The sequence below is a fragment of the Bacillus sp. FDAARGOS_527 genome, from assembly GCF_003812125.1.
GTDB classification, from domain to species: domain Bacteria; phylum Bacillota; class Bacilli; order Bacillales; family Bacillaceae_G; genus Bacillus_A; species Bacillus_A paranthracis.
This window is the reverse complement of record NZ_CP033795.1, coordinates 3619604-3641185: the sequence shown is the minus strand read 5'-3', so window position 1 is coordinate 3641185 and position 21582 is coordinate 3619604. Positions and strand designations below refer to the sequence as shown.

Sequence of the window (21582 nt, the reverse complement as noted above, 5' to 3'; positions counted from 1 at the left end):
AAGTATGTTCGTATCATATCGTTGGTTACAAGAGTATGTAGATATTAAAGATGTAACGGCACAAGAACTAGCAGACAAAATCACGAAAAGTGGTATTGAAGTAGAAGGTGTTGAAGTATTAAATAAAGGTGTAAAAGGTGTTGTAGTTGGTCACGTATTAGAATGTGAAAAACACCCAGAAGCTGATAAGTTAAGCAAATGCTTAATTGACATCGGCGAAGAAGAACCAGTTCAAATTATTTGTGGTGCTGCTAACATTGCAAAAGGTTTAAAAGTACCAGTTGCAAAAGTTGGCGCTGTACTTCCTGGTAATTTCAAAATTAAAAAAGCAAAACTACGTGGTGAAGCTTCTCACGGTATGGTTTGTGCTCTTCAAGAGCTTGGCATTGATGGAAAGTTAGTTTCAAAAGAATACGCAGATGGTATCTTCATCTTCCCAAGTGACGCTGAAGTTGGTGCAGATGCACTTGAAATTTTAAACTTACATGATGAAGTACTTGAGCTTGGTTTAACACCAAACCGTGCAGATTGCTTAAACATGTTAGGTGTTGCATATGAAGTAGCTGCTATTTACGGCCGTGAAGTAAAACTTCCAGCTATCGACTTACAAGAAACAGCAGAAAAAACTGCCGATTACATTTCTGTAAGTGTAGAAGCGAAAGAAGAAAATCCATTATACATTGCAAAAATGGTGAAGAACGTAAAAATTGGTCCATCACCAATGTGGATGCAAACTCGCCTTATGGCAGCTGGCATTCGTCCGATTAGCAACGTAGTTGATATTACAAACTACATTCTAATGGAATACGGTCAACCGTTACATGCATTCGATTACGATAAATTAGGTTCAAAAGAAATCGTTGTTCGTCTTGCAAAAGAAGGCGAAAAAATTGAAACGTTAGATGATCAAGAACGTACGTTACAAAGCCACCACCTTGTTATTACAAACGGCACAAAAGCGTTAGCTGTTGCTGGTGTAATGGGCGGAGCGGATTCAGAAGTTACAAATGAGACAGTAAACGTTCTAATTGAGTCTGCATACTTTGCAGGTCAAACAGTACGTCGTACATCAAAAGACTTAGGTCTTCGCAGTGAATCAAGTGCACGTTTCGAAAAAGGAATCGATCCAACACGTACATTTGAAGCAATTCAACACGCAGCCGCTTTAATGGCGAAATATGCTGGCGGAGAAGCGCTTGAAGGTGTCGTAGAAGTTGATAACTTACAAGTACAGGAGCGTACAGTATCTGTTACTGCTGAAAAAGTAAACCGAGTATTAGGCACAAATATTTCTGCGAGTGAAATGGGTACAATATTCACAAACTTGAAATTCCCATTCACAGAAGTAGAAGGAACATTCCACGTGAATGTACCAGCACGTCGTCCTGATATTACAATTTCAGAAGACTTAGTAGAAGAAGTGGGCCGTCTATACGGTTATGACCACATTCCAGTTACATTACCTTCTGGAACAATGACTCGTGGTAAATTAACAGCAGCACAAACGAAACGTCGTAAAGTACGTCGCTTCTTAGAAGGTGCTGGTTTATATGAAGCAATCACGTATTCATTAACAAGCGCTGACAAAGCGAAACAATATATGGTGGAGCCAAACGAAAAAGCGCCTGTAGCTCTTGCACTTCCAATGAGTGAAGAACGCAGCCAACTTCGTTTAAGCTTAGTGCCACAATTGTTAGAAGCAGTTTCATACAATGTCGCTCGTAAAAACGATAGCGTTGCTTTATACGAAGTAGGTTCTATCTTCTTACCGACAGAAGAAGGAGAACTTCCGAAAGAAGAACAACATCTTGCGGGTGTTATGACAGGTCTTGCTCTTCACCATGCATGGCAAGGTGAGAAAAAAGTAGTAGACTTCTTCGTTGTGAAAGGTGTACTAGAAGGTCTATTTGACGTACTTGGCGTTTCAAACCAAATCACATATGCACCAGCAAAACGTGAAGGTATGCACCCAGGTCGTACAGCTGACATCGTATTAGAAGGCGAAGTAATTGGTTTCATCGGTCAATTGCACCCAGAAGCAGAAAAACAATTAGATGTGAAAAATACATTCGTATTCGAACTATCTCTTGTAAAAGTATTCGGTGCAGACGCTGAAGAAACTTACTACTCAGCAATTCCACGTTTCCCATCTATGACACGTGACATGGCTGTTGTCGTAACGAAAGAAACAAAAGCTGGCGAAATGAAGCAAGTTATTGCTGAAGCTGGTGGAGAACTTCTGAAAGACGTAACGCTATTTGACTTATACGAAGGTGAAAAAATGGAAGAAGGCAAGAAATCACTTGCATTCTCTATGAACTACTTCGATCCAGAGCGTACGTTAACAGATGAAGAAGTAACAGAAGCACATAACCGCGTGTTAACAGCGGTAGAAGAGAAATTTGGTGCGGAGTTACGTAAGTAATAAGAAATTGCCGGATTTATTCCGGCAATTTTTTTATTGGATTGGTTGTCGGAAAATGTCGGAAAATGTCGGTAAGTCGATATATTACAAAAATCGCCGATATATTTGGAGTTACGATCGATATATTATAAAAATCGCTGATATATTTGGAGTTACGATCGATATATTACAAAAATCGCTGATATATTTTCCGACATCTTGCATCTTTCTCTCGAATGTAGTACATTAATTTTAGTTTAACAAAATGAAAGACGATGATAAGGAAAAGTAGTATATACTATAATCCAAAGCGAGTCAGGGACGGTGAGAGCCTGATGAGGCGGTATATGTGAAGAACACCTTGGAGTTGCTAACCGAAATTGAATCTTGTATTCAAGAGTAGACTTAGACGGGAATCCGGCCTGTTACAAACCGGGAAGTATGTATTACATACGAGTTAAAGTTGGTCTTTATGACAAATTGGGTGGTACCGCGAAGTTTAACCTTTCGTCCCTTTATGGATGAAAGGTTTTTTTGTATTTAAATATATCAGCAAAGGAGAATTTCACTATGGAAAACACATTAGTAAAAAGTCTGTATAGAGATACAGATAAATACGCAGGTCAAACAGTACAAGTATCAGGGTGGATTCGTAATTTACGTGATTCAAAAGCATTTGGCTTCATCGAATTAAACGACGGTAGCTTCTTCAAAAGCGTTCAAATCGTTTTCGATACAGAATTAGATAACTTCAAAGAAATTGCAAAACTTCCACTTAGCTCTTCAGTTAAAGTAGAAGGTAAAGTAATTGTAACGCCTGGAGCGAAACAACCATTTGAAATTAAAGCAGAAAAAATTGATATTGAGGGCTTATCAGATTCTGATTACCCACTTCAAAAGAAACGTCATACGTTTGAATACTTACGTACAATTGCTCACTTACGTCCAAGAACAAATGCATTCTCTGCAACGTTCCGCGTACGTTCTATCGCAGCATTTGCGATTCACCAATTCTTCCAAGAGCGTGGATTCGTACATGTTCACACACCAATCATTACTGGTAGTGATACAGAAGGTGCGGGCGAAATGTTCCGCGTAACAACGCAAGATTTAAACAACGTACCAAAAGGCGAAGACGGACAAGTTGATGAATCAAAAGACTTCTTCGGCAAAGAAACAAACTTAACAGTAAGTGGACAGCTGAACGCTGAAGCTTATGCATTAGCATTCCGTGATGTATACACATTCGGACCTACATTCCGTGCAGAAAACTCAAACACAACTCGCCACGCAGCTGAGTTCTGGATGGTTGAGCCTGAGATTGCATTTGCTGAACTAGGTGACGTAATGAACCTTACAGAAGATATGCTGAAATATGCAATGAAATACGTATTAGAGCATGCACCAGAAGAAATGGAATTCTTCAACAGCTTCGTTGATAAAACAGTTTTAGAGCGTATGAACAACGTAATTAACTCTGACTTCGGTCGTATCACTTATACAGAAGCAATTAAAGTACTTCAAGAATCAGGTGCTGACTTCAAATACCCAGTAGAATGGGGTATTGACTTACAAACAGAGCACGAAAGATACTTATCAGAAGAAATCTTCAAACGCCCTGTATTCGTAACTGACTATCCGAAGGACATTAAAGCATTCTACATGCGCTTAAATGACGACGGTAAAACAGTAGCTGCTACTGACCTTCTAGTTCCTGGCATCGGCGAATTAATCGGCGGAAGTCAACGTGAAGAAAGAATGGACGTTTTAGTAGATAGAATTAAAGAATTAGGCATGAAAGAAGAGGACTACTGGTGGTACTTAGAACTTAGAAAATACGGCGGTACAAAACACGCTGGATTCGGTCTAGGTTTCGAGCGCTTCCTAATGTACATCACTGGTATGGCTAACATCCGTGACGTAATTCCATTCCCAAGAACTCCAGGTTCTTCTGAATTCTAAAATATGAAAAAAGCGAGAGGATTTCCTCTCGCTTTTTATTTTGTATAGTTTACTGCCTCGTAGCAAAAAGTAACGCGAAGGGGTGAATATAAATGAGTAAAAAAGTGAAAAAAGATCATTCAAGATCGGGCCTCGGTTCTCCAGAAGTAGAAGGACAAGGAACGACGACACATGAAACAGGTTCTCATAAAGTACCTTCATCTAATAAGAAGCAGAAACAAAGCTAACATAAAAAGGAGAGTCTTGGCGACTCTCCTTTTTATGTGTTACATCTTTTTATCATGAATCTCTTTTGTAATAGTATCTACATCTTTGTCTAATCGATCGAAATAGAAAAACCACAGTAAACTCATGAACACGTAATAGATGGCCATCACGCCAAGATTATCAGATATATTTTCAAATGTAGATTTAGTAGTGAAAAAAGCGCCCCAAATGGTAGAAATAGTGAGATAAGAAAGAGGACCTACGATGTGTACGGATGCATAAAGTACCTTTTTAACTTTTACAGCGTTCATATGAAAGACCGCCTTTTTCTAATCATACATTCAAGTTCCTCACAGAAGTGTTGTAGTTTTGCTGGATTATGTATTAACAAGCGGGCATCGTGTTTCCCGATAAATCTTCGAATCCGAAAGTTTAATAAGAAAGATCGGCCATAGCGCTCTATTAAATCGTTGAACGCTCGTTGTTCACTTAGCAGCTGAATGTTTTCCCTAATTTCGAACTGTCTTTCGTGTGGATTACCTAGTAAAATATTTAGAATCATTTGTAGAAGTAGCAATAGGGATCCCCTCCTATGTTAGAATAATCTGTATATTATAATTATAACAAAACTATAAGGATAATAGTAGGGTAAAACAAAAAACAGGAGTTTGTAGGCTCCTGTTTTTGTCGATACTATTTTAGTAAGCGAAACGCCTTTTCCGTATTAGCAAAATGCAGTTTCACAAACTCAGGTAATCGTTCTTTACCAAGCTTTTGAATTAATTTAGCGGCGGCGATATCAACTTGTTTACCTGCACCTTTTGGAAGGGGCATACCAGCTTTTTTGCTTAGTTCGTTAAATTGTTTTACGAATGAGTAACGAGCTAAAATGGAGGCGGCGGCTACTGCTAAATGGACGCTTTCGCCTTTCGTTGCGAAGTAAACATTTTCACGTTGTACCTGTTTTTGTTTTGCTAAATATTTGTAGTATGTATCAGGCTGTGTGAATTGGTCGATTAAGACGCCTTCAGGTTTTATAGGTGCCATTTTAGCTAATAAGTTTGTAATAGCTTTATTATGTAGCAAAGCTTTTAGTTTACCTTGGTTGTTTCCTTTATCAAATAGCTCGTTATATTTTTCGTTATGAAGAACGAGAGAGCTGTAAGGAACAACGTGTAGAAGTTGTTTTGCAATGGCAGTAATTTGTTCGTCATTTAAGTTTTTAGAGTCTTTTACACCAAGTTCTTTTAGTAGTGGAATTTGCTTCGCATCCACATATACAGCAACGACTGTCATCGGTCCGAAGAAATCACCAGTCCCCACTTCATCTGACCCTACGATCGACATTGTACCGATGGAAGCAGGCGGTGCATAACGGTGTGAATCAACAGATCTTTTTACAGCTGTTTTCGGTGTTTGAGAGACAGTTTGCCAACGAGAAGCTTCTGCTTCAGCACGTCCACCTTGGAACATTACTTTTCCAGATTTATACGCTGTGATTGTGCAAGATGGCACTTTTGCCATGAAGATTCCGCCTTGTGGAGTTTTCGGGCTAAGCGAATGTTTATATTGTTGTTTCATGTCTTCAATTACTGTAGAATTTGTTTGAATTACGATAGAATTTGACATAATGGTCACCCCTTTTTTTATATTGTTATTTTTATCATATCGGATTGTTCTTTCTGTTTCCATATTATGAAGGTTCATGGTATGATAAACTTTAGGATTCTGTACGTGATTGGAGGCCGGTGAGTTGTCACAACAAAAGGGAAAGAAAAGTCGAATTAATGTAGAAATCTATGGTCAGCAATATTCAGTTGTTGGCGATGAAAGTACAAGTCATATCCGCATGGTAGCAGCGATTGTGGATGATAAAATGCGCGAACTCAATGCCAAGAATCCTTCGCTTGACACGAGTAGACTAGCGGTATTGACGGCGGTAAACGTCATACACGATTACATAAAATTAAAAGAAGAACATGAGAAATTGAAAGAAAGTATGACAAAAAAAGGAATGGAATAACATGATTGATATTATTATCATTTTACTGCTTGTTATGGGATTTTTCCTCGGCTTACGCAGAGGGTTTATTCTGCAACTTGTAAAGTTAACAAGCTTTATTATCGCATACCTTGTTGCATACTGGTACTGTAAAGATTTAGCGCCAGCACTTGCGAAATTTATTCCGTATCCATTTGATAAAAACGTATCTGTTCCAGAATGGATTGATGCAAATAATATTGAGACAGTATTTTATCAAGCGCTTGCGTTTATCATATTGTTTATTATTACAAAAATTGCACTTTCATTACTTGGTAATTTGTTAAATATGTTTGCAGAAATACCGGTTTTAAAGCAAGTAAATGCGTTTGCGGGGGCACTCCTCGGATTTTTAGAAGTATATATTATTTTGTTTGTCTTAATTATCATTGGAAACATTCTTCCGATTGAACAATTACAAACACCATTACAACAATCATCAATTAGCAAAATAATTGTAGACGATACACCGATTCTCTCTGAAAAGGTGAAGGAACTATGGCAGACAGGTAGCAGAGTATAACTTCTCTTTTTTCGGAAAGAGAAGTTTTTTTCTATGAAAGAAAGGCGGGGTAATGATGAAAGTAAATAAAAAACAAGTTATCAAATTATTAGAGACAATCGGGCTTTTTATGGAACTAAAGGGCGCGAATCCATTTAAAATATCTGCATTTCGTAAAGCGGCAGCAGCATTAGAAAGTGATGATCGTAGTCTTTCTGAGATTGAAGATTTCACGAAGATTCCGGGCATTGGAAAAGGAACAGCGGCAGTTATTCAAGAATATATAGAGTCGGGAACATCTGAAGTATTACAAGAGCTTGAACAAGAAGTGCCAAGTAGCTTATTACCGTTATTAAAATTGCCAGGCCTTGGTGGTAAAAAGGTAGCTAAGTTATATAAAGAACTTGGTGTTGTTGATATGGAATCGCTAAAAGCGGTTTGTGAGGAAAATAAAGTACAAGCTTTAGCTGGTTTCGGCAAAAAAACAGAAGAGAAAATATTAGAAGCAATCGATCAAGTAGGATCTCGTCCAGAGCGTTTACCAATCGCGATGGTATTGCCTATTGCCGGGGAAATAGAGGAGAAATTGTCGAATATTGCTGAGGTAATTCGTTTCTCTCGCGCTGGTAGTTTGCGCCGTGTTCGTGAAACAGTAAAAGATTTAGACTTTATTATTGCAACGACAGAACCAGCTGCAGTACGTGAGCATTTACTACAATTTGATAATATGATTGAAGTAATCGCGAGCGGGGATACGAAAGTTTCTGTTCGTCTTCAATATGAATATGATATTTCAATTGATTTTCGCTTAGTAAAACCAGAAGAGTTTATTACAACTCTTCACCATTTCACAGGATCCAAAGACCATAACGTAAAAATGCGTCAAATCGCAAAAGATAAAGGCGAGAAAATTAGTGAGTACGGTGTAGAGAACTTGGAAACAGGTGAAGTGAAAACATTTGAGACGGAAGAAGAATTCTTTGCTCATTTCGGTCTTCCATTTATCCCGCCAGAAGTGCGTGAAGATGGAAAAGAAATTGAATTAATTAAAGAGTATCCTAACTTAATTCAGTTCTCTGACATACAAGGTGATTTACATATGCATACAACATGGAGTGACGGTGCCTTTTCAATTGAAGAGATGGTACAAGCGTGCCGTGCTCGTGGATATAAGTTTATGGCAATTACGGATCACTCACAATACTTGAAAGTGGCGAACGGTTTAACGAAAGAGCGCCTTCGTGAACAAGCGAAAGAAATTGAACGTATGAATGAAAAGTATCCAGACATTACAATTTTACGTGGAATTGAAATGGATATTTTACCGGATGCCTCGCTTGATTTTGATGATGAAGTATTAGCTGAATTAGATTATGTCATTGGAGCAATTCACTCTAGCTTCTCACAAGACCGTGAAACGATTATGAAACGTCTTCGTGCTGCGCTAGAGAATAAGCATGTCACAATGATTGCTCATCCGACAGGACGTCTTCTTGGACGCCGTGAGGGTTATGGTGTAGATACAGACTTATTAATCGAACTCGCAAAAGAAACAAATACAGTTTTAGAATTAAATGCGAATCCAAACCGTCTAGATTTAAGCGCAAAATTATTAAAACAAGCACAAGATGCCGGTGTAAAAGTAGCGATTAATACGGATGCTCATACACTTGAAATGTTAGAAGATATGGAAACAGGTGTAGCGGCAGCACGTAAAGGTTGGATTCAAAAAGATAACGTGATTAACACGTGGGATATTGAACGTTTATTAGACTATATTAAACGTAATAAGTAACACAAGGGGGACCTGCAACATGTTAGAAAGAACGTTGCGTGTATTAGAATATAATAAAGTAAAAGAACAATTACTTGAACATACAGCATCTTCACTTGGTCGTGACAAAGTGAAGAACTTAGTGCCGAGCACTGATTTTGAAGAAATTGTAGAGATGCAAGATACAACGGATGAAGCAGCGAAAGTCATTCGTTTAAAAGGTAGTGCGCCATTAGGTGGTATTACGGATATTCGCTCCAATGTGAAGCGTGCAAAGATTGGAAGTATGTTAAGTCCAAATGAACTACTTGATATTGCGAATACGATGTATGGTAGTCGCAATATGAAACGTTTCATTGAAGATATGGTTGATAATGGTGTCGAGCTTCCCATTTTAGCAACTCATGTCGCTCAAATTGTATCTTTATATGATTTAGAAAAGAAAATCACAAATTGTATCGGTGATGGTGGTGAAGTAGTCGATAGCGCAAGTGATAAACTACGTGGTATTCGTACTCAAATTCGTACTGCGGAAAGCCGTATTCGTGAAAAGTTAGAAAATATGACGCGTTCTTCAAACGCGCAAAAGATGCTGTCTGACTCAATTGTAACGATTCGTAATGAACGTTACGTAATCCCAGTAAAACAAGAATACCGCGGCGTATATGGCGGTATTGTTCATGATCAATCAGCTTCGGGACAAACGTTATTTATTGAACCGCAAGTCATTGTAGAGTTAAATAACGCGCTCCAAGAAGCACGTGTGAAAGAAAAACAAGAAATCGAACGCATCTTATTAATGTTAACAGAAGAAGTGGCAGTAGAAGCCGATATCGTTTTATCAAACGTAGAAGTAGTTGCAAATCTTGACTTCATTTTTGCGAAAGCTTTCTATGCGAAGCGAATTAAAGCAACGAAACCAATCGTAAATAACGAGCGTTACATGGATTTAAAACAAGCTCGTCATCCGCTAATCGATCCAGAAATTATTGTGCCAAATAACATTATGCTAGGTAAAGATTTCACGACAATTGTTATTACAGGACCGAATACAGGTGGTAAAACAGTTACGCTGAAAACAGTTGGTATTTGTGTATTAATGGCGCAATCTGGCCTTCATATTCCAGTAATGGATGAGTCAGAGATTTGTGTATTCAAAAATATCTTTGCTGATATCGGTGATGAGCAATCGATTGAACAAAGTTTAAGTACGTTCTCCTCACATATGGTGAACATTGTTGATATTTTAGAAAAAGCTGATTTTGAAAGCTTAGTTTTATTTGATGAATTAGGTGCTGGAACAGACCCGCAAGAAGGGGCTGCACTAGCCATTTCAATTTTAGATGAAGTATGTAACCGCGGTGCTCGCGTTGTTGCTACAACGCATTACCCAGAATTAAAAGCATACGGATATAATCGTGAGCAAGTTATTAATGCGAGCGTTGAGTTTGATGTAAATACATTAAGCCCAACGTATAAATTATTAATCGGTGTACCAGGGCGTAGTAATGCCTTTGAAATTTCGAAACGTCTTGGATTATCTGATCGCGTCATTGAGCAAGCACGCAATCACATTAGTACAGATACAAACAAAATTGAAAATATGATTGCGAAGTTAGAAGAAAGTCAAAAGAATGCAGAGCGTGACTGGAACGAAGCAGAAGCACTTCGTAAGCAATCTGAAAAACTGCATCGTGAATTACAACGTCAAATTATTGAATTTAACGAAGAGCGTGATGAACGATTGTTAAAAGCGCAAAAAGAAGGGGAAGAAAAAGTCGAAGCTGCAAAGAAAGAAGCAGAAGGCATTATTCAAGAACTTCGTCAATTGCGTAAAGCCCAACTTGCAAATGTAAAAGATCACGAGCTAATTGAAGCGAAGAGCCGTCTAGAAGGCGCAGCACCAGAGCTTGTGAAAAAACAAAAAGTAAATGTGAAAAACACTGCGCCGAAACAACAGTTACGTGCAGGTGATGAAGTAAAAGTATTAACGTTCGGTCAAAAAGGTCAATTACTCGAAAAAGTAAGCGATACAGAGTGGAGCGTACAAATCGGTATTCTGAAGATGAAAGTAAAAGAATCTAATATGGAATACATTAATACACCGAAACAAACAGAGAAAAAAGCAGTTGCAACAGTAAAGGGTAGAGACTATCATGTTTCGCTAGAACTTGACCTTCGTGGTGAACGATTTGAAAATGCAATGGCGCGCGTCGAGAAATATTTAGACGATGCCCAGCTTGCAAGCTATCCTCGCGTATCAATCATTCACGGTAAAGGAACAGGAGCACTTCGCCAAGGTGTTCAAGATTACTTGAAGAAGCACCGCGGTGTGAAAACATTCCGTTACGGTGACATGGGCGAGGGAGGCCTAGGCGTAACAGTTGTCGAATTAAAATAGAAAACAACGAAACAAAGGGGAAACCATTATATGTTTATGGACAAACTTGCAAAAGTATTGTTAGCTTGTTGCGGAATATTTTTGGTGATTGGGGTTATTTATTTAGTTGTTTTTGCGAAGTAAACGAGCGTCAATCGTGGCATAATGATATTGCCATAGATTGACGCTTTTAATATATGTGAAAAGGAATAAAACATGAAAATCAACCAATACATAAGCGAAGCAAAATCCTGTTCAAGACGGGAAACAGATCGCCTTATTAAAGCTGGACGCGTGGCTATTAACGGCGAAATATGTACGCACGGTGCACTCGTAAGCGATGGTGATAGGGTAACGATTGATGGGCAAGTTATTGTAAAAGAAGAGAAAGAAAAAGTGTATATCGCATTTCATAAACCAGTCGGAATTACTTGTACAGCAGCCGATCATATTGAAGATAATATTATTGATTATATCAATTACCCAGAGCGAATCTTTCCAGTTGGGCGATTAGATAAAGCGTCAGAAGGACTTATCTTATTAACGAATGATGGCGGCATTGCGAATCAAATTTTACATGGTGATCATGAGCACGAGAAGGAATATGTTGTCACAGTCGATAAACCTTTTACGGACTGGTTTATTGATGAGATGTCCAGCGGTGTAAAGATTAAAGATGGAATGACGAAGCCATGTAAAGTGACGAGAGTGGACCAGTCTACATTTCGCATCGTTTTAACGCAAGGAATGAACAGACAAATTCGTAGAATGAGCCGTGTTTTCGGGTTTACTGTAACAAAGTTAAAGCGAGTACGCATTATGAATATAGAGCTAAATGAGCTTGAAGTTGGAAAGTGGCGGAGCGTTACAGCTGAAGAGTTAGAAATTTTAATAGGGCAGTTATAGGGAGGGGAAATTTTCTCCCTATATTTTTTTGTCAGAAAAAATAAAACTATTGATTTTTTAAAAAATAGCCCATATAATAAAAAACAACAAGTTTCGACAAGATATTTTATAAAAGTAATGATGAGGACATGAGTTGTTTTTTACGATTCTCAGAGAGGGAAGCCTTAGGCTGTGAGCTTCCTAATACGAAAAGACAAGCTTACCACCTCTAAACTTCAAGAGTGAACTGCATACATGATGCATTGTAATTCTTGGCGGATAAAACCGTTATCAATTTACACGAGCTATAAAATGAGCTTATTTCGCTATAAATTCATTTTATTAGAATAAGGGTGGAACCACGATTTCAACACTCGTCCCTTTGTTAGGGACGGGTGTTTTTTGCGTTCTTTTACGGGGAAGTATGCTTGAAAGAGGATATGTGACGGATTTTAATTCAGAATATTTTGTTAATTTATAATTATGTAGGAGGTTAGTAGAAATGAAATCATCTTTAAAGTTTTCTGAGATGTTTGCAATAAGTTTAATGTTATTTGCACTATTTTTCGGTGCGGGTAATATGATTTTTCCACCAGCATTAGGACAAGGCGCTGGAACAGATGTATGGATCGCGCTATTTGGTTTTGTCGTAACAGGCGTTGGATTGCCTTTATTAGGAGTTATCGTTATAGCTTTAAAGGGAGATATTAATGAGCTAGCAGGGCGTGTACACCCTATATTCGCACTAGTTTTTATTACTGCAATTTATTTATGTTTAGGCGTATTCGTAAGTGTGCCGCGTACAGGAACAGTTGCTTATGAAATGAGTGTTGCACCGTTCTTACCAAGTGAGATAGCTGGTCAATCGTATCCACTTGTTATCTTTACATTTATTTTCTTTGCTGTAACTTTTTATTTAGCTTTAAACCCATCAAAATTAGTGGGCCGCATCGGTAAAGTATTAACTCCGATTTTATTAGCTGTTATTGCAATTATTATAGTGAAAGCACTTATTACACCAATGGGTGAATTTGGTGCACCAACAGAAGCATATAGTGCTCCGCTATTTAAAGGTTTTATTGACGGATATTTAACTTTAGATGGACTTGCAGCACTTGTATTCGGAAATGTTGTAATTCATGCGTTAAAAGAAAAAGGTATTACAAATAAAAATAGCATTGCAAAAGTAACAATTTTTGCAGGATTTATTGCAGCACTTGGTTTACTACTCGTTTACTTAGCGCTTGCTTATCTCGGAGCTTCTAGTGTCTCTCTTGGAATGGGAGCAAACGGCGGAATTATTTTAACAAACGTTGTAAATCATTTATTCGGTAGTTACGGAACTTTATTATTAGGAATCGCAATTTCAGCAGCATGTTTAACAACTTCAGTAGGGATTGTCGCAGCTTGCGGAGAATATTTCTCTTCTTTATTACCGAAGCTTTCTTATCAAAAAGTTGTTTTCATTTTCTGTGTATTAGCATTTATGGTAGCGAATCTTGGTTTAACTCAGTTAAATGCATTAGCATTACCAATCTTAATCGCAATTTACCCAATTGGTATCGTGCTAATTATATTATCACTGGTTGAAAACTATATTCGTCTTCCTTTAGTAATGTATGTAGGTGGTATTGTAGGAGCATTCATGATTAGCTTCTTTGATGGATTACACAATGCAAATCTTGAGATTACAGCATTAACACCAATTTTAAATAAAATTCCATTATATAGTGTTGGGATTGGTTGGTTCGTTCCTGCTCTAGTAGGTATTGTAATTGGATATGTCATTTCATTGTTTCAAAAGCAAGAAGTTGCTGTAGAAAAATAGAGAAAAGAGGCTTTCTATGAAAGAAAGCCTCTTTTTTTGTAGAAAAAGCCACATATAAGGAAATTCAGATATTTAAAGTTTTATACGTAATATAGTTGACAAAAAAATTATGAGTAGGCTAAGATTGACTTAGTTGTGGAAATATTGGAAGGAAAGTGAGGAGTGAAAGGTATAAGGTTTTCTATAACAATATTATTTTTGTAGATAGAGGTGATCAAGTAGGAAGATGGATAGTTTTATTTTTTTGAGATTCATTGAGAATGATAATCAATAAAATAAATAGAGACTTATGTTAAAATAAGAATCGCTCTTTATAAAGAATAGAGAGGGATATTATTTTTAACATGAATTGAGAATGATAATCAATAATATCTGTATTACATAAACAAATTACAATTAAATAAGGATAGAAGATTATTATTTTTTTCTAATATAATGAGAATAATTATCATTTTCAAAAAAAGTATGGATGAAAGATAAACAAGGAGGAAGTAAGCCAAATGAGAAAGATTTCTGTATTACCCGCTTTTATTATAACGTTCGTATGTATGCTAGCTTTTCTTGTCATGCCATATGGGAAAGTTGCAGCACAACTAGCTGACGGTACGTATGATATTAACTATGTCATTCAAAAAGCGGAAAATGATTCAGCTTCAATGGCAAATGATTATTTTGAAAAACCAGCTAAGCTAATTGTGAAAAATGGTGAGATGAGAGTGCAAATCCCGATGAATCATAGTGCTTGGATTACAGAATTTAAAGCACCTGAAAACGGGAATTTTGTTGATGCAAAAGTAGTTAGCAAGGACGAGGCTGCTGATAAAAGAACGGTTGAATTTAAAATTGATGATTTATCAAAACCATTAGGAGTAAAAATTCATGTTGTCGTACCAAGTGCAAACTATGACCACCACTACACAATTCGTTTTGCTTTTGATGCAAATGTAAAAGCTGTAGGTGGAGATAACGGCGCGGCTGCTACAACAAAAAACAATGATCAAACGAAAACAGGTACACAAGTCAAAGAAGAGAAAACAAAAGTAGAGAATAAAGAAACAACAAAAGAAGCGAACAAAGAAACAAATAAAGATACAAAAAATGAAAATGGTAAAGCTGAAAAAACAGATAATCCTAAAACAGGCGATGAAGCACGTATCGGATTATTTGCGGTGTTAATTCTTATTTCAGGTGTTTTCTTAATTCGTAACGTGAAGTTTAGTAAATAAATAAAAAGGAGCGTTATTTCATTGAACAGGTATCTTAAGATTGTTGTTGCTATGTTTTTAATGATATTTACATTCGTATCAACACTACAACCACTTGCAGTTCAAGCAGCTACTCAATTAGCTGACGGTGAATACTCAATCGGTTTTAAAGTTCTTAAAGACGCATCGGATGAAGTATCCATGATGAATGAATACTCTGTAAGTCCAGGAACTTTAAAAGTGAAGGATGGGAAAAAGAAAGTGTCCTTTACATTAAAAAATAGTTCATGGATTACGAAATTTGAAACAGACAAAGCAGGTCAACTTGTTGAGACAAATGTAATTAGTGAAGATAAAGAAAAAGATACAAGAGTAGTAGAATTCGATGTGGAAGATGTAGAGAAGATATTAAAAGCGAAAGTAAAAGTAGATATTGATTTTCTGAACTATCATCATAAATATGATGTTCGTATTGCATTTGATCAAAATAGCATTACACCAATTCATGTAGAAAAACCAGATGAAAAAGAGGACCCAGCTAATAAGCCAGATCCAAATGAAACTACGGATCCAGGTCAGAAGCCCGACCAAAAGCCTGACCCAGATCAACAACCAAATTCTAACACAATTGAAGATGGTGCGTACAGCATTCCTTTCAAAGTGTTAAAAGATCAAACAGATGAAGAATCTAAAATGAATAGTTACATGGAAAATCCAGGAGTATTGAAAGTAGAAAATAGTAAGAAAAAAGCGGTTGTAACGTTAAAAAGTAGCTCATTAATTAAAAATTTCCAAACGGAAAAAGATGGTGCATTTGTTGATGCAAAAGTAGTGAGTGAAGATAAAGAAAAAGATACAAGAGTAGTAGAGTTTGAAGTAACTGATTTATCGAAAAAACTTAATACAAAAGTATTTATTGAGATGGCATCAAGAAATTATAAACAAACGCATGACGTACAACTTGTATTTGAACAAGACAAATTGGAAGCTATTAAAAGTGAAGACAAACAACCAGACGGAGACAAACAACCAGACGGAGGCAAACAACCAGACGGAGATAAACAACCAGACGGAGACAAACAACCAGACGGAGGTAAACAACCAGACGGAGGTAAACAACCAGACGGAGGCAAACAACCAGACGGAGATAAACAATCAGGCGGAGATACCATTAAAGATGGTGAATACAATATTGGTTTTAAAGTATTGAAAGATAAAACAGAAGAAATTTCAATGATGAATACGTACACGAAGAGTCCAGGTGTATTAAAAGTGAAAGATGGAAAGAAATATGTATCCTTCACATTAACGAATAGCTCGTGGATTACAAAGTTTGAATTTGAAAAGAATAATTCATTTGTTGATGCAAGTGTATTAAGTGAAGATAAGAAAGCTGATACACGTGTAGTAGAAGTGGAAGTAGCTGATTTATCTAAGAAACTAAATGCAAAAGTGAAAGTAGATATTGATTCAATGAATTATCACCATTTCTATGACATTCAATTTGCATTTGATAATGATAGTATTCAACCGTTAGACAACCAAGGCGAAAATGACAACCAAGGTGGAAACAACAACCAAGGTGGAAACAACAACCAAGGTGGAAACAACAACCAAGGTGAAAATGACAACCAAGATGGAAACGACAACCAAGGTGGAAATGACCATCAAGGTGGAAACGACAACCAAGGTGGAAATAACGACCAAGGCGGAAACGACAGCCAAGACGATAACACAGCAATTGATCCAAACGCTCTTAAAGACGGTGAATACAGTATCGGTTTTAAAGTGTTAAAAGATAAAACAGAAGAAAATTCAATGATGAACACATATACGAAGAATCCAGGTGTATTAAAAGTGAAAGATGGAAAGAAATATGTATCCTTCACATTAACAAATAGCTCATGGATTACGAAGTTTGAGTTTGAAAAGAATGGTGCGTTCGTCGATGCGCAAGTATTAGGTACAAATAAAGAGAAAGATACAAGAGTAGTAGAAGTGGAAGTAGATGATTTATCGAAAAAGTTAAATGCAAAAGTGAAGGTAGATATCGATGCAATGAATTATCATCATTTCTATGATATTCAATTTGCATTCGATAAAGGAAGTATTAAAGCTTTAGGTAACCAAGGTGGAGATACTAACCAAGATGGTAATGGTAATCAAGTCGGAAGCGACAACCAAGGCGGAAACGACAACCAAGGTGGAACGAATAATCTAAATGAAAACCCAACAGTTGATCCGAAAAATTTAAAAGATGGTCAGTACGATATTGCCTTTAAAGTGTTAAAAGATAAGACAGAAGAAATTTCAATGATGAATCAATATGTTGTAAGTCCAGCAAGATTAACAGTGAAAGATGGCAAGAAGTATGTTGCAATGACACTGAAAAATAGTGACTGGATTACGAAATTCCAAACAGAAAATAATGGTGGATTTGCAGATGCAAAAGTAGTAAGTGAAGATAAGGCTGCCAATACAAGAGTCGTAGAATTTGAAGCTAATGATTTATTTGCAAAATTAAATGCAAAAGTAAAAGTAGATATCGATTCAATGAATTACCATCATTTCTACGACGTACAAATTCAATTTGATACGACGAAGATTGGCGCTGTAGGAACGGTAAAAGAAGAGCCAAAGAATGAACCGAAAAACCCAGTAACTACACCAAAAGTAGATAATGTAAAAACAGTAGGAACTCCTGATTTTAACCGAAATGCAGATGGTAAAAAGAAAAACGAAGCTACAAATAATGATTCGAAAAAAGAGAAAAACTCAAAAACTGCAGATACAGCACAACTTGGTTTATACATGGTGTTACTGCTAGGTTCACTTGCTTTACTAGTTCGTAAATATAGAGCAGGTAGATTGTAATTTTTGGAGTCTTGATGCATGTTCGCGTGCATCAAGACTTGTTTCATATTGTTTTGAAAGGAGTGGTGATTGAGAGTGAAGAAAATTGCAAGTGTACTAATGGTTATCATTCTGTTAATGAGTATAGCTGGGTGCTCATCACCTAAAAAAGAAACCGCGAAGCAAGTAAAGAGTGAAAGTAAAGAGCGAATTGTTGCAACGACAGTCGCTGTTACTGAAATTATGGATGCGTTAGAAGTAGAACTAGTTGGTGTTCCAACTAGTTCTAAAACCTTACCGAAGCGATATAAAGGTTTACCTGAAGTCGGGAATCCAATGAGTCCAGATATGGAAAAAGTAAAATCATTAAAGCCATCAGAAGTGTTATCTGTGACAACACTTGAATATGAATTAAAGCCGGTTTTTGATGGCGTGGGCATGAAAGCAAACTTTTTAGATTTAACAAGCTTGAAAAATATGCAAAATTCCATTAGCGATTTAGGTAAGAAATATGGACGCGAAAAGCAAGCTGAAGAAGTTGTAACTAAGTTAGATAAAAAAGTCGCTAGCATTCGAAAAGAAGTAAAAGGAAAGAAAGAACCGACAGTACTTATTTTACTAGGTGTGCCGGGGAGCTATTTAGTAGCAACAGAGCATTCCTATATTGGAGATTTAGTGAAACAATTAGGTGGTAAAAATATTGTACAAGGTGAACAAGTAGAATATTTAGCTTCTAATACAGAGTATTTAAAGAAAGCTGATCCGGATATTATTTTACGAGCAGCTCATGGTATGCCTGATGAAGTTGTAAAAATGTTTGATAAAGAATTTAAAACAAATGATATTTGGAAACACTTCGCTGCAGTTAAAAATAATCGTGTTTACGATTTAGAAGAGCGTTTATTTGGAACGACAGGAAATTTAGCAGCAATCGAAGCTTTAGATGAATTGAAGAAAATGATGTATCCGTGATGCATTTTCATATAAAGGAAGAGTGAAATGAATAAAAAAACTTGGAGTTTCTTCATTGTTACTGTATTGCTTATTGTTATGACGTCATTGTCAGCGATGAAAGGAAGTTTAGAGGTTGGTATCGTTGACCTTTTACAAGGGATATTTACAGGGGCAAATGAAGATGTTGAGGTCATTAAAGATTTACGTTTCCCGCGCATTATTATTGCACTGTTCACTGGGGCAGCTCTTGCTGTTTCTGGTGTGCTTTTTCAAGCTGTTATGAAAAATCCACTCGCTGATGCTGGAGTGATCGGTATATCTTCAGGAGCAAGTTTTATGACACTTGTTATTATTACGTTATTCCCGCAATTCTTTTTCTGGACACCAGTATTCGCCTTTTTAGGTGGTGCGTTTGCGTGTTATCTCGTTTATGCCTTTTCATGGAAGTCAGGGTTAAGTCCACTTCGTATTATTTTAGTTGGTATAGCTATTAATGCGATGTTTACTGGATTAAATGAATCTTTCATTACGATTTGTGGATATTTCATTAAGAGTATTAAGCAAACGACGACTTCTAATATAACGATGAAGACGTGGAGCGATGTAGAAATAATGGTTACGTATGGAACAATTGGTCTTATTCTTGCACTGTTTGTAGGAGCTTGGTGTAATTTATTATCGCTACAAGATAAGACTGCGAAAAACTTAGGTTTGCACGTGACGAGAGTTCGTCTTATTATTTCTGCTATTGCAGTACTCTTAGCTGCAGTATCAACAGCGATTGCAGGTGTTATTGCTTTTGTAGGATTACTTGTTCCGCACATTTCAAGGCAATTAGTCGGTTCAGATCATAAAGTATTAATTCCATTTTCTGCTCTTGCAGGAGCGTTATTAATTTTGACGGCGGATACGATTGGAAGGTTAATTGTACCACCTAACGAAATTCCAGCGGCGACGATTATGGCAGTTATTGGTGGCCCATTCTTAATATTCTTGCTTAGAAAGAGTGATAAAGTTCATGGAAATTAAAAATGTAACCTTTTCATACGATAATGTAACAAATCGTTTAAAGTCTGTTAGTAGTGAAATAGAGATTAGGAAAATTACAACAATCATTGGTCCGAATGGTTGCGGAAAATCAACATTACTTGGTGTTATGTCTAGAAATCATGCTCCTAATAGTGGGGAAGTAATACTTGATGGAAAAACGATTAGTGAGTATAAACCGAAAGAGTTTGCTAGAAAGTTAGCTGTTGTCCATCAACAAAATGAGGCGCCAGCAGATATTACAGTGAAAAAACTAATAAGCTTTGGTCGTATGCCCCATAAAAATATTTTTTCCGCGCAAACCGATGAAGATAGAGAAGCAATCGAAAGGGCTTTAGCATGTACGAATTTGCTAAGCAAACGTGATAAAGAGATTCATGCTTTATCTGGTGGAGAAAGACAACGTGTTTGGATTGCTATGACGTTAGCTCAGAAAACACCAATGCTCTTTTTAGATGAACCGACGACCTATTTAGATATTTATTATCAACTTGAAATATTAGAGCTAGTAAAAGAGTTAAATGAAGTACATGGATTGACGATCGTTATGGTATTACACGATATTAATCAGGCAATTCGCTATAGTGATCATATTATCGTTATGAAAGATGGGGAAATTGTTACGAAAGGTAATCCTAATGAGGTAATAACAGAAGAAATGGTTAAAGCAATATATGGTGTAGATGTCGTTGTAAAACAAGACGAAGATACAGGGTTATACATGGTACCAATGGGAATTTAAAGGCTGGGCATAATCCGTTTTGAGGTGATAATTTGAATAGTAAGAAAGAACGGAAAAAGAATTCTTTTTTTCAACGAATACTTACAATTGTATTTTTAGGAATCTTTTTCTATTCAATGTATGAATTGGGTGGGATTTTCATGGATTATTATGAAAATCGTAAAGTAATGGCTGAAGCGCAACATATTTATAAAAGAAGTCCAATGGAAGAAAAATCAGGAGATGGGGAAGTACGTAAACAGTTTCAAGCTCTCCAAAAAATTAATCCAGAAATAGTGGGATGGATTACGATGGATGATACACAAATCAATTATCCAATCGTTCAAGCGAAGGATAATGATTACTATTTATTTCGTAATTATAAAGGCGAGGATATGAGAGCGGGAAGTATTTTTATGGATTATCGTAATGATGTGAAATCTCAAAACCGAAATACTATTTTATATGGTCATCGTATGAAGGACGGTTCTATGTTTGGAAGTTTAAAAAAGATGTTGGATGAAGATTTCTTCATGTCCCATCGTAAATTGTATTACGATACATTATTTGAAGGATACGACGTTGAAGTTTTTTCAGTATATACGACAACGACGGACTTTTATTACATTGAAACGGATTTTGAAAGCGATGCAGCGTATACAGCGTTCTTAAAGCAGATTCAAGATAAATCCCTTTACAAAACGGATACGAAATTGACGGCTAATGATGAAATTATAACACTTTCTACATGTGACTATGCACTTGATCCAGAAGCAGGAAGATTAGTCGTACATGCGAAACTAGTAAAAAGACAGTAAA

18 protein-coding genes and 2 other annotated features are annotated in these 21582 nt (G+C 36.7%); of the genes, 15 read left to right on the top strand and 3 right to left on the bottom strand.

The window, feature by feature from the left end; all coding sequences use genetic code 11:
- Window positions 1-4: 4 nt before the first annotated feature.
- The 3 genes from pheT (at window position 5) to EGX95_RS21495 (ending at window position 4593) form a co-directional block, all read left to right on the top strand.
- On the top strand, window positions 5-2425 hold the full coding sequence (gene pheT / locus EGX95_RS21505; protein ID WP_000498169.1) for a phenylalanine--tRNA ligase subunit beta: 2421 nt from the start codon (window positions 5-7) through the stop codon (window positions 2423-2425).
- A 245-nt stretch (window positions 2426-2670) separates the two neighbouring features.
- Window positions 2671-2922: a binding site (T-box leader), on the top strand.
- Between the two features lie 52 nt (window positions 2923-2974).
- Window positions 2975-4366, top strand: a complete 1392-nt coding sequence (gene asnS, locus EGX95_RS21500) for an asparagine--tRNA ligase (protein WP_000432166.1) — start codon at window positions 2975-2977, stop codon at window positions 4364-4366.
- Window positions 4367-4458: 92 nt separating this feature from the next.
- Window positions 4459-4593 carry a YuzL family protein gene (locus tag EGX95_RS21495; protein WP_000039587.1) on the top strand — a complete coding sequence of 45 codons (135 nt, stop codon included), beginning with the start codon at window positions 4459-4461 and terminating at the stop codon, window positions 4591-4593.
- Window positions 4594-4632: 39 nt separating this feature from the next.
- Here EGX95_RS21495 and EGX95_RS21490 read toward each other — a convergent pair whose 3' ends face one another.
- The 3 genes from EGX95_RS21490 to rnhC form a co-directional block, all read right to left on the bottom strand.
- Window positions 4633-4884, bottom strand: coding sequence for a hypothetical protein (locus tag EGX95_RS21490; protein WP_000994761.1), 252 nt, complete (start codon window positions 4882-4884; stop codon window positions 4633-4635).
- Window positions 4881-5150 (bottom strand): hypothetical protein, encoded by a 270-nt coding sequence (locus EGX95_RS21485; RefSeq protein ID WP_000925558.1) that lies wholly within the window; start codon window positions 5148-5150, stop codon window positions 4881-4883. Before EGX95_RS21485 ends, EGX95_RS21490 begins: the two co-directional genes overlap by 4 nt.
- A 116-nt stretch (window positions 5151-5266) precedes the next feature.
- Complete coding sequence (rnhC, locus tag EGX95_RS21480) at window positions 5267-6202, bottom strand: ribonuclease HIII (RefSeq protein ID WP_000071600.1); 936 nt, start codon at window positions 6200-6202, stop codon at window positions 5267-5269.
- A 124-nt stretch (window positions 6203-6326) separates the two neighbouring features.
- On the opposite strand from rnhC, the gene zapA reads away from it, so the two are divergent.
- From zapA to srtB, 12 genes are all read left to right on the top strand, one after another.
- A complete protein-coding gene (gene zapA, locus EGX95_RS21475) occupies window positions 6327-6596 on the top strand; it encodes a cell division protein ZapA (RefSeq protein WP_000082701.1) in 270 nt (89 codons plus the stop codon).
- 1 nt (window position 6597) lies between these two features.
- Window positions 6598-7137: a CvpA family protein gene (locus tag EGX95_RS21470; protein ID WP_000565413.1), complete on the top strand. Its 540-nt coding sequence runs from the start codon at window positions 6598-6600 to the stop codon at window positions 7135-7137.
- Window positions 7138-7192: 55 nt separating this feature from the next.
- Window positions 7193-8911: a DNA polymerase/3'-5' exonuclease PolX gene (gene polX, locus EGX95_RS21465; RefSeq protein WP_000867556.1), complete on the top strand. Its 1719-nt coding sequence runs from the start codon at window positions 7193-7195 to the stop codon at window positions 8909-8911.
- Window positions 8912-8930: 19 nt separating this feature from the next.
- A complete protein-coding gene (locus tag EGX95_RS21460; RefSeq protein WP_000893744.1) occupies window positions 8931-11291 on the top strand; it encodes an endonuclease MutS2 in 2361 nt (786 codons plus the stop codon).
- 195 nt (window positions 11292-11486) lie between these two features.
- Window positions 11487-12176, top strand: a complete 690-nt coding sequence (locus tag EGX95_RS21455) for a 23S rRNA pseudouridine(2604) synthase RluF (RefSeq protein ID WP_000700731.1) — start codon at window positions 11487-11489, stop codon at window positions 12174-12176.
- Window positions 12177-12284: 108 nt separating this feature from the next.
- Window positions 12285-12540: a binding site (T-box leader), on the top strand.
- A 117-nt stretch (window positions 12541-12657) separates the two neighbouring features.
- Entirely contained in the window at window positions 12658-13983 is a 1326-nt protein-coding gene (gene brnQ6 / locus EGX95_RS21450; RefSeq protein ID WP_000842666.1) for a branched-chain amino acid transport system II carrier protein BrnQ6, read from the top strand.
- Between the two features lie 500 nt (window positions 13984-14483).
- Window positions 14484-15209 carry a heme uptake protein IsdC gene (isdC, locus tag EGX95_RS21445; protein WP_001226894.1) on the top strand — a complete coding sequence of 242 codons (726 nt, stop codon included), beginning with the start codon at window positions 14484-14486 and terminating at the stop codon, window positions 15207-15209.
- 51 nt (window positions 15210-15260) lie between these two features.
- On the top strand, window positions 15261-18062 hold the full coding sequence (locus tag EGX95_RS21440) for an NEAT domain-containing protein (protein WP_123805823.1): 2802 nt from the start codon (window positions 15261-15263) through the stop codon (window positions 18060-18062).
- A gap of 69 nt (window positions 18063-18131) precedes the next feature.
- Entirely contained in the window at window positions 18132-19013 is an 882-nt protein-coding gene (isdE, locus tag EGX95_RS21435) for a heme ABC transporter substrate-binding protein IsdE (RefSeq protein ID WP_002081080.1), read from the top strand.
- Window positions 19014-19040: 27 nt separating this feature from the next.
- Complete coding sequence (locus tag EGX95_RS21430; RefSeq protein WP_001036818.1) at window positions 19041-20024, top strand: FecCD family ABC transporter permease; 984 nt, start codon at window positions 19041-19043, stop codon at window positions 20022-20024.
- Entirely contained in the window at window positions 20014-20784 is a 771-nt protein-coding gene (locus tag EGX95_RS21425; RefSeq protein ID WP_000403771.1) for an ABC transporter ATP-binding protein, read from the top strand. The genes EGX95_RS21430 and EGX95_RS21425 overlap by 11 nt, the downstream gene beginning before the upstream one ends.
- 32 nt (window positions 20785-20816) lie before the next feature.
- A complete protein-coding gene (srtB, locus tag EGX95_RS21420; protein ID WP_001086115.1) occupies window positions 20817-21581 on the top strand; it encodes a class B sortase in 765 nt (254 codons plus the stop codon).
- Window position 21582: the final 1 nt, after the last annotated feature.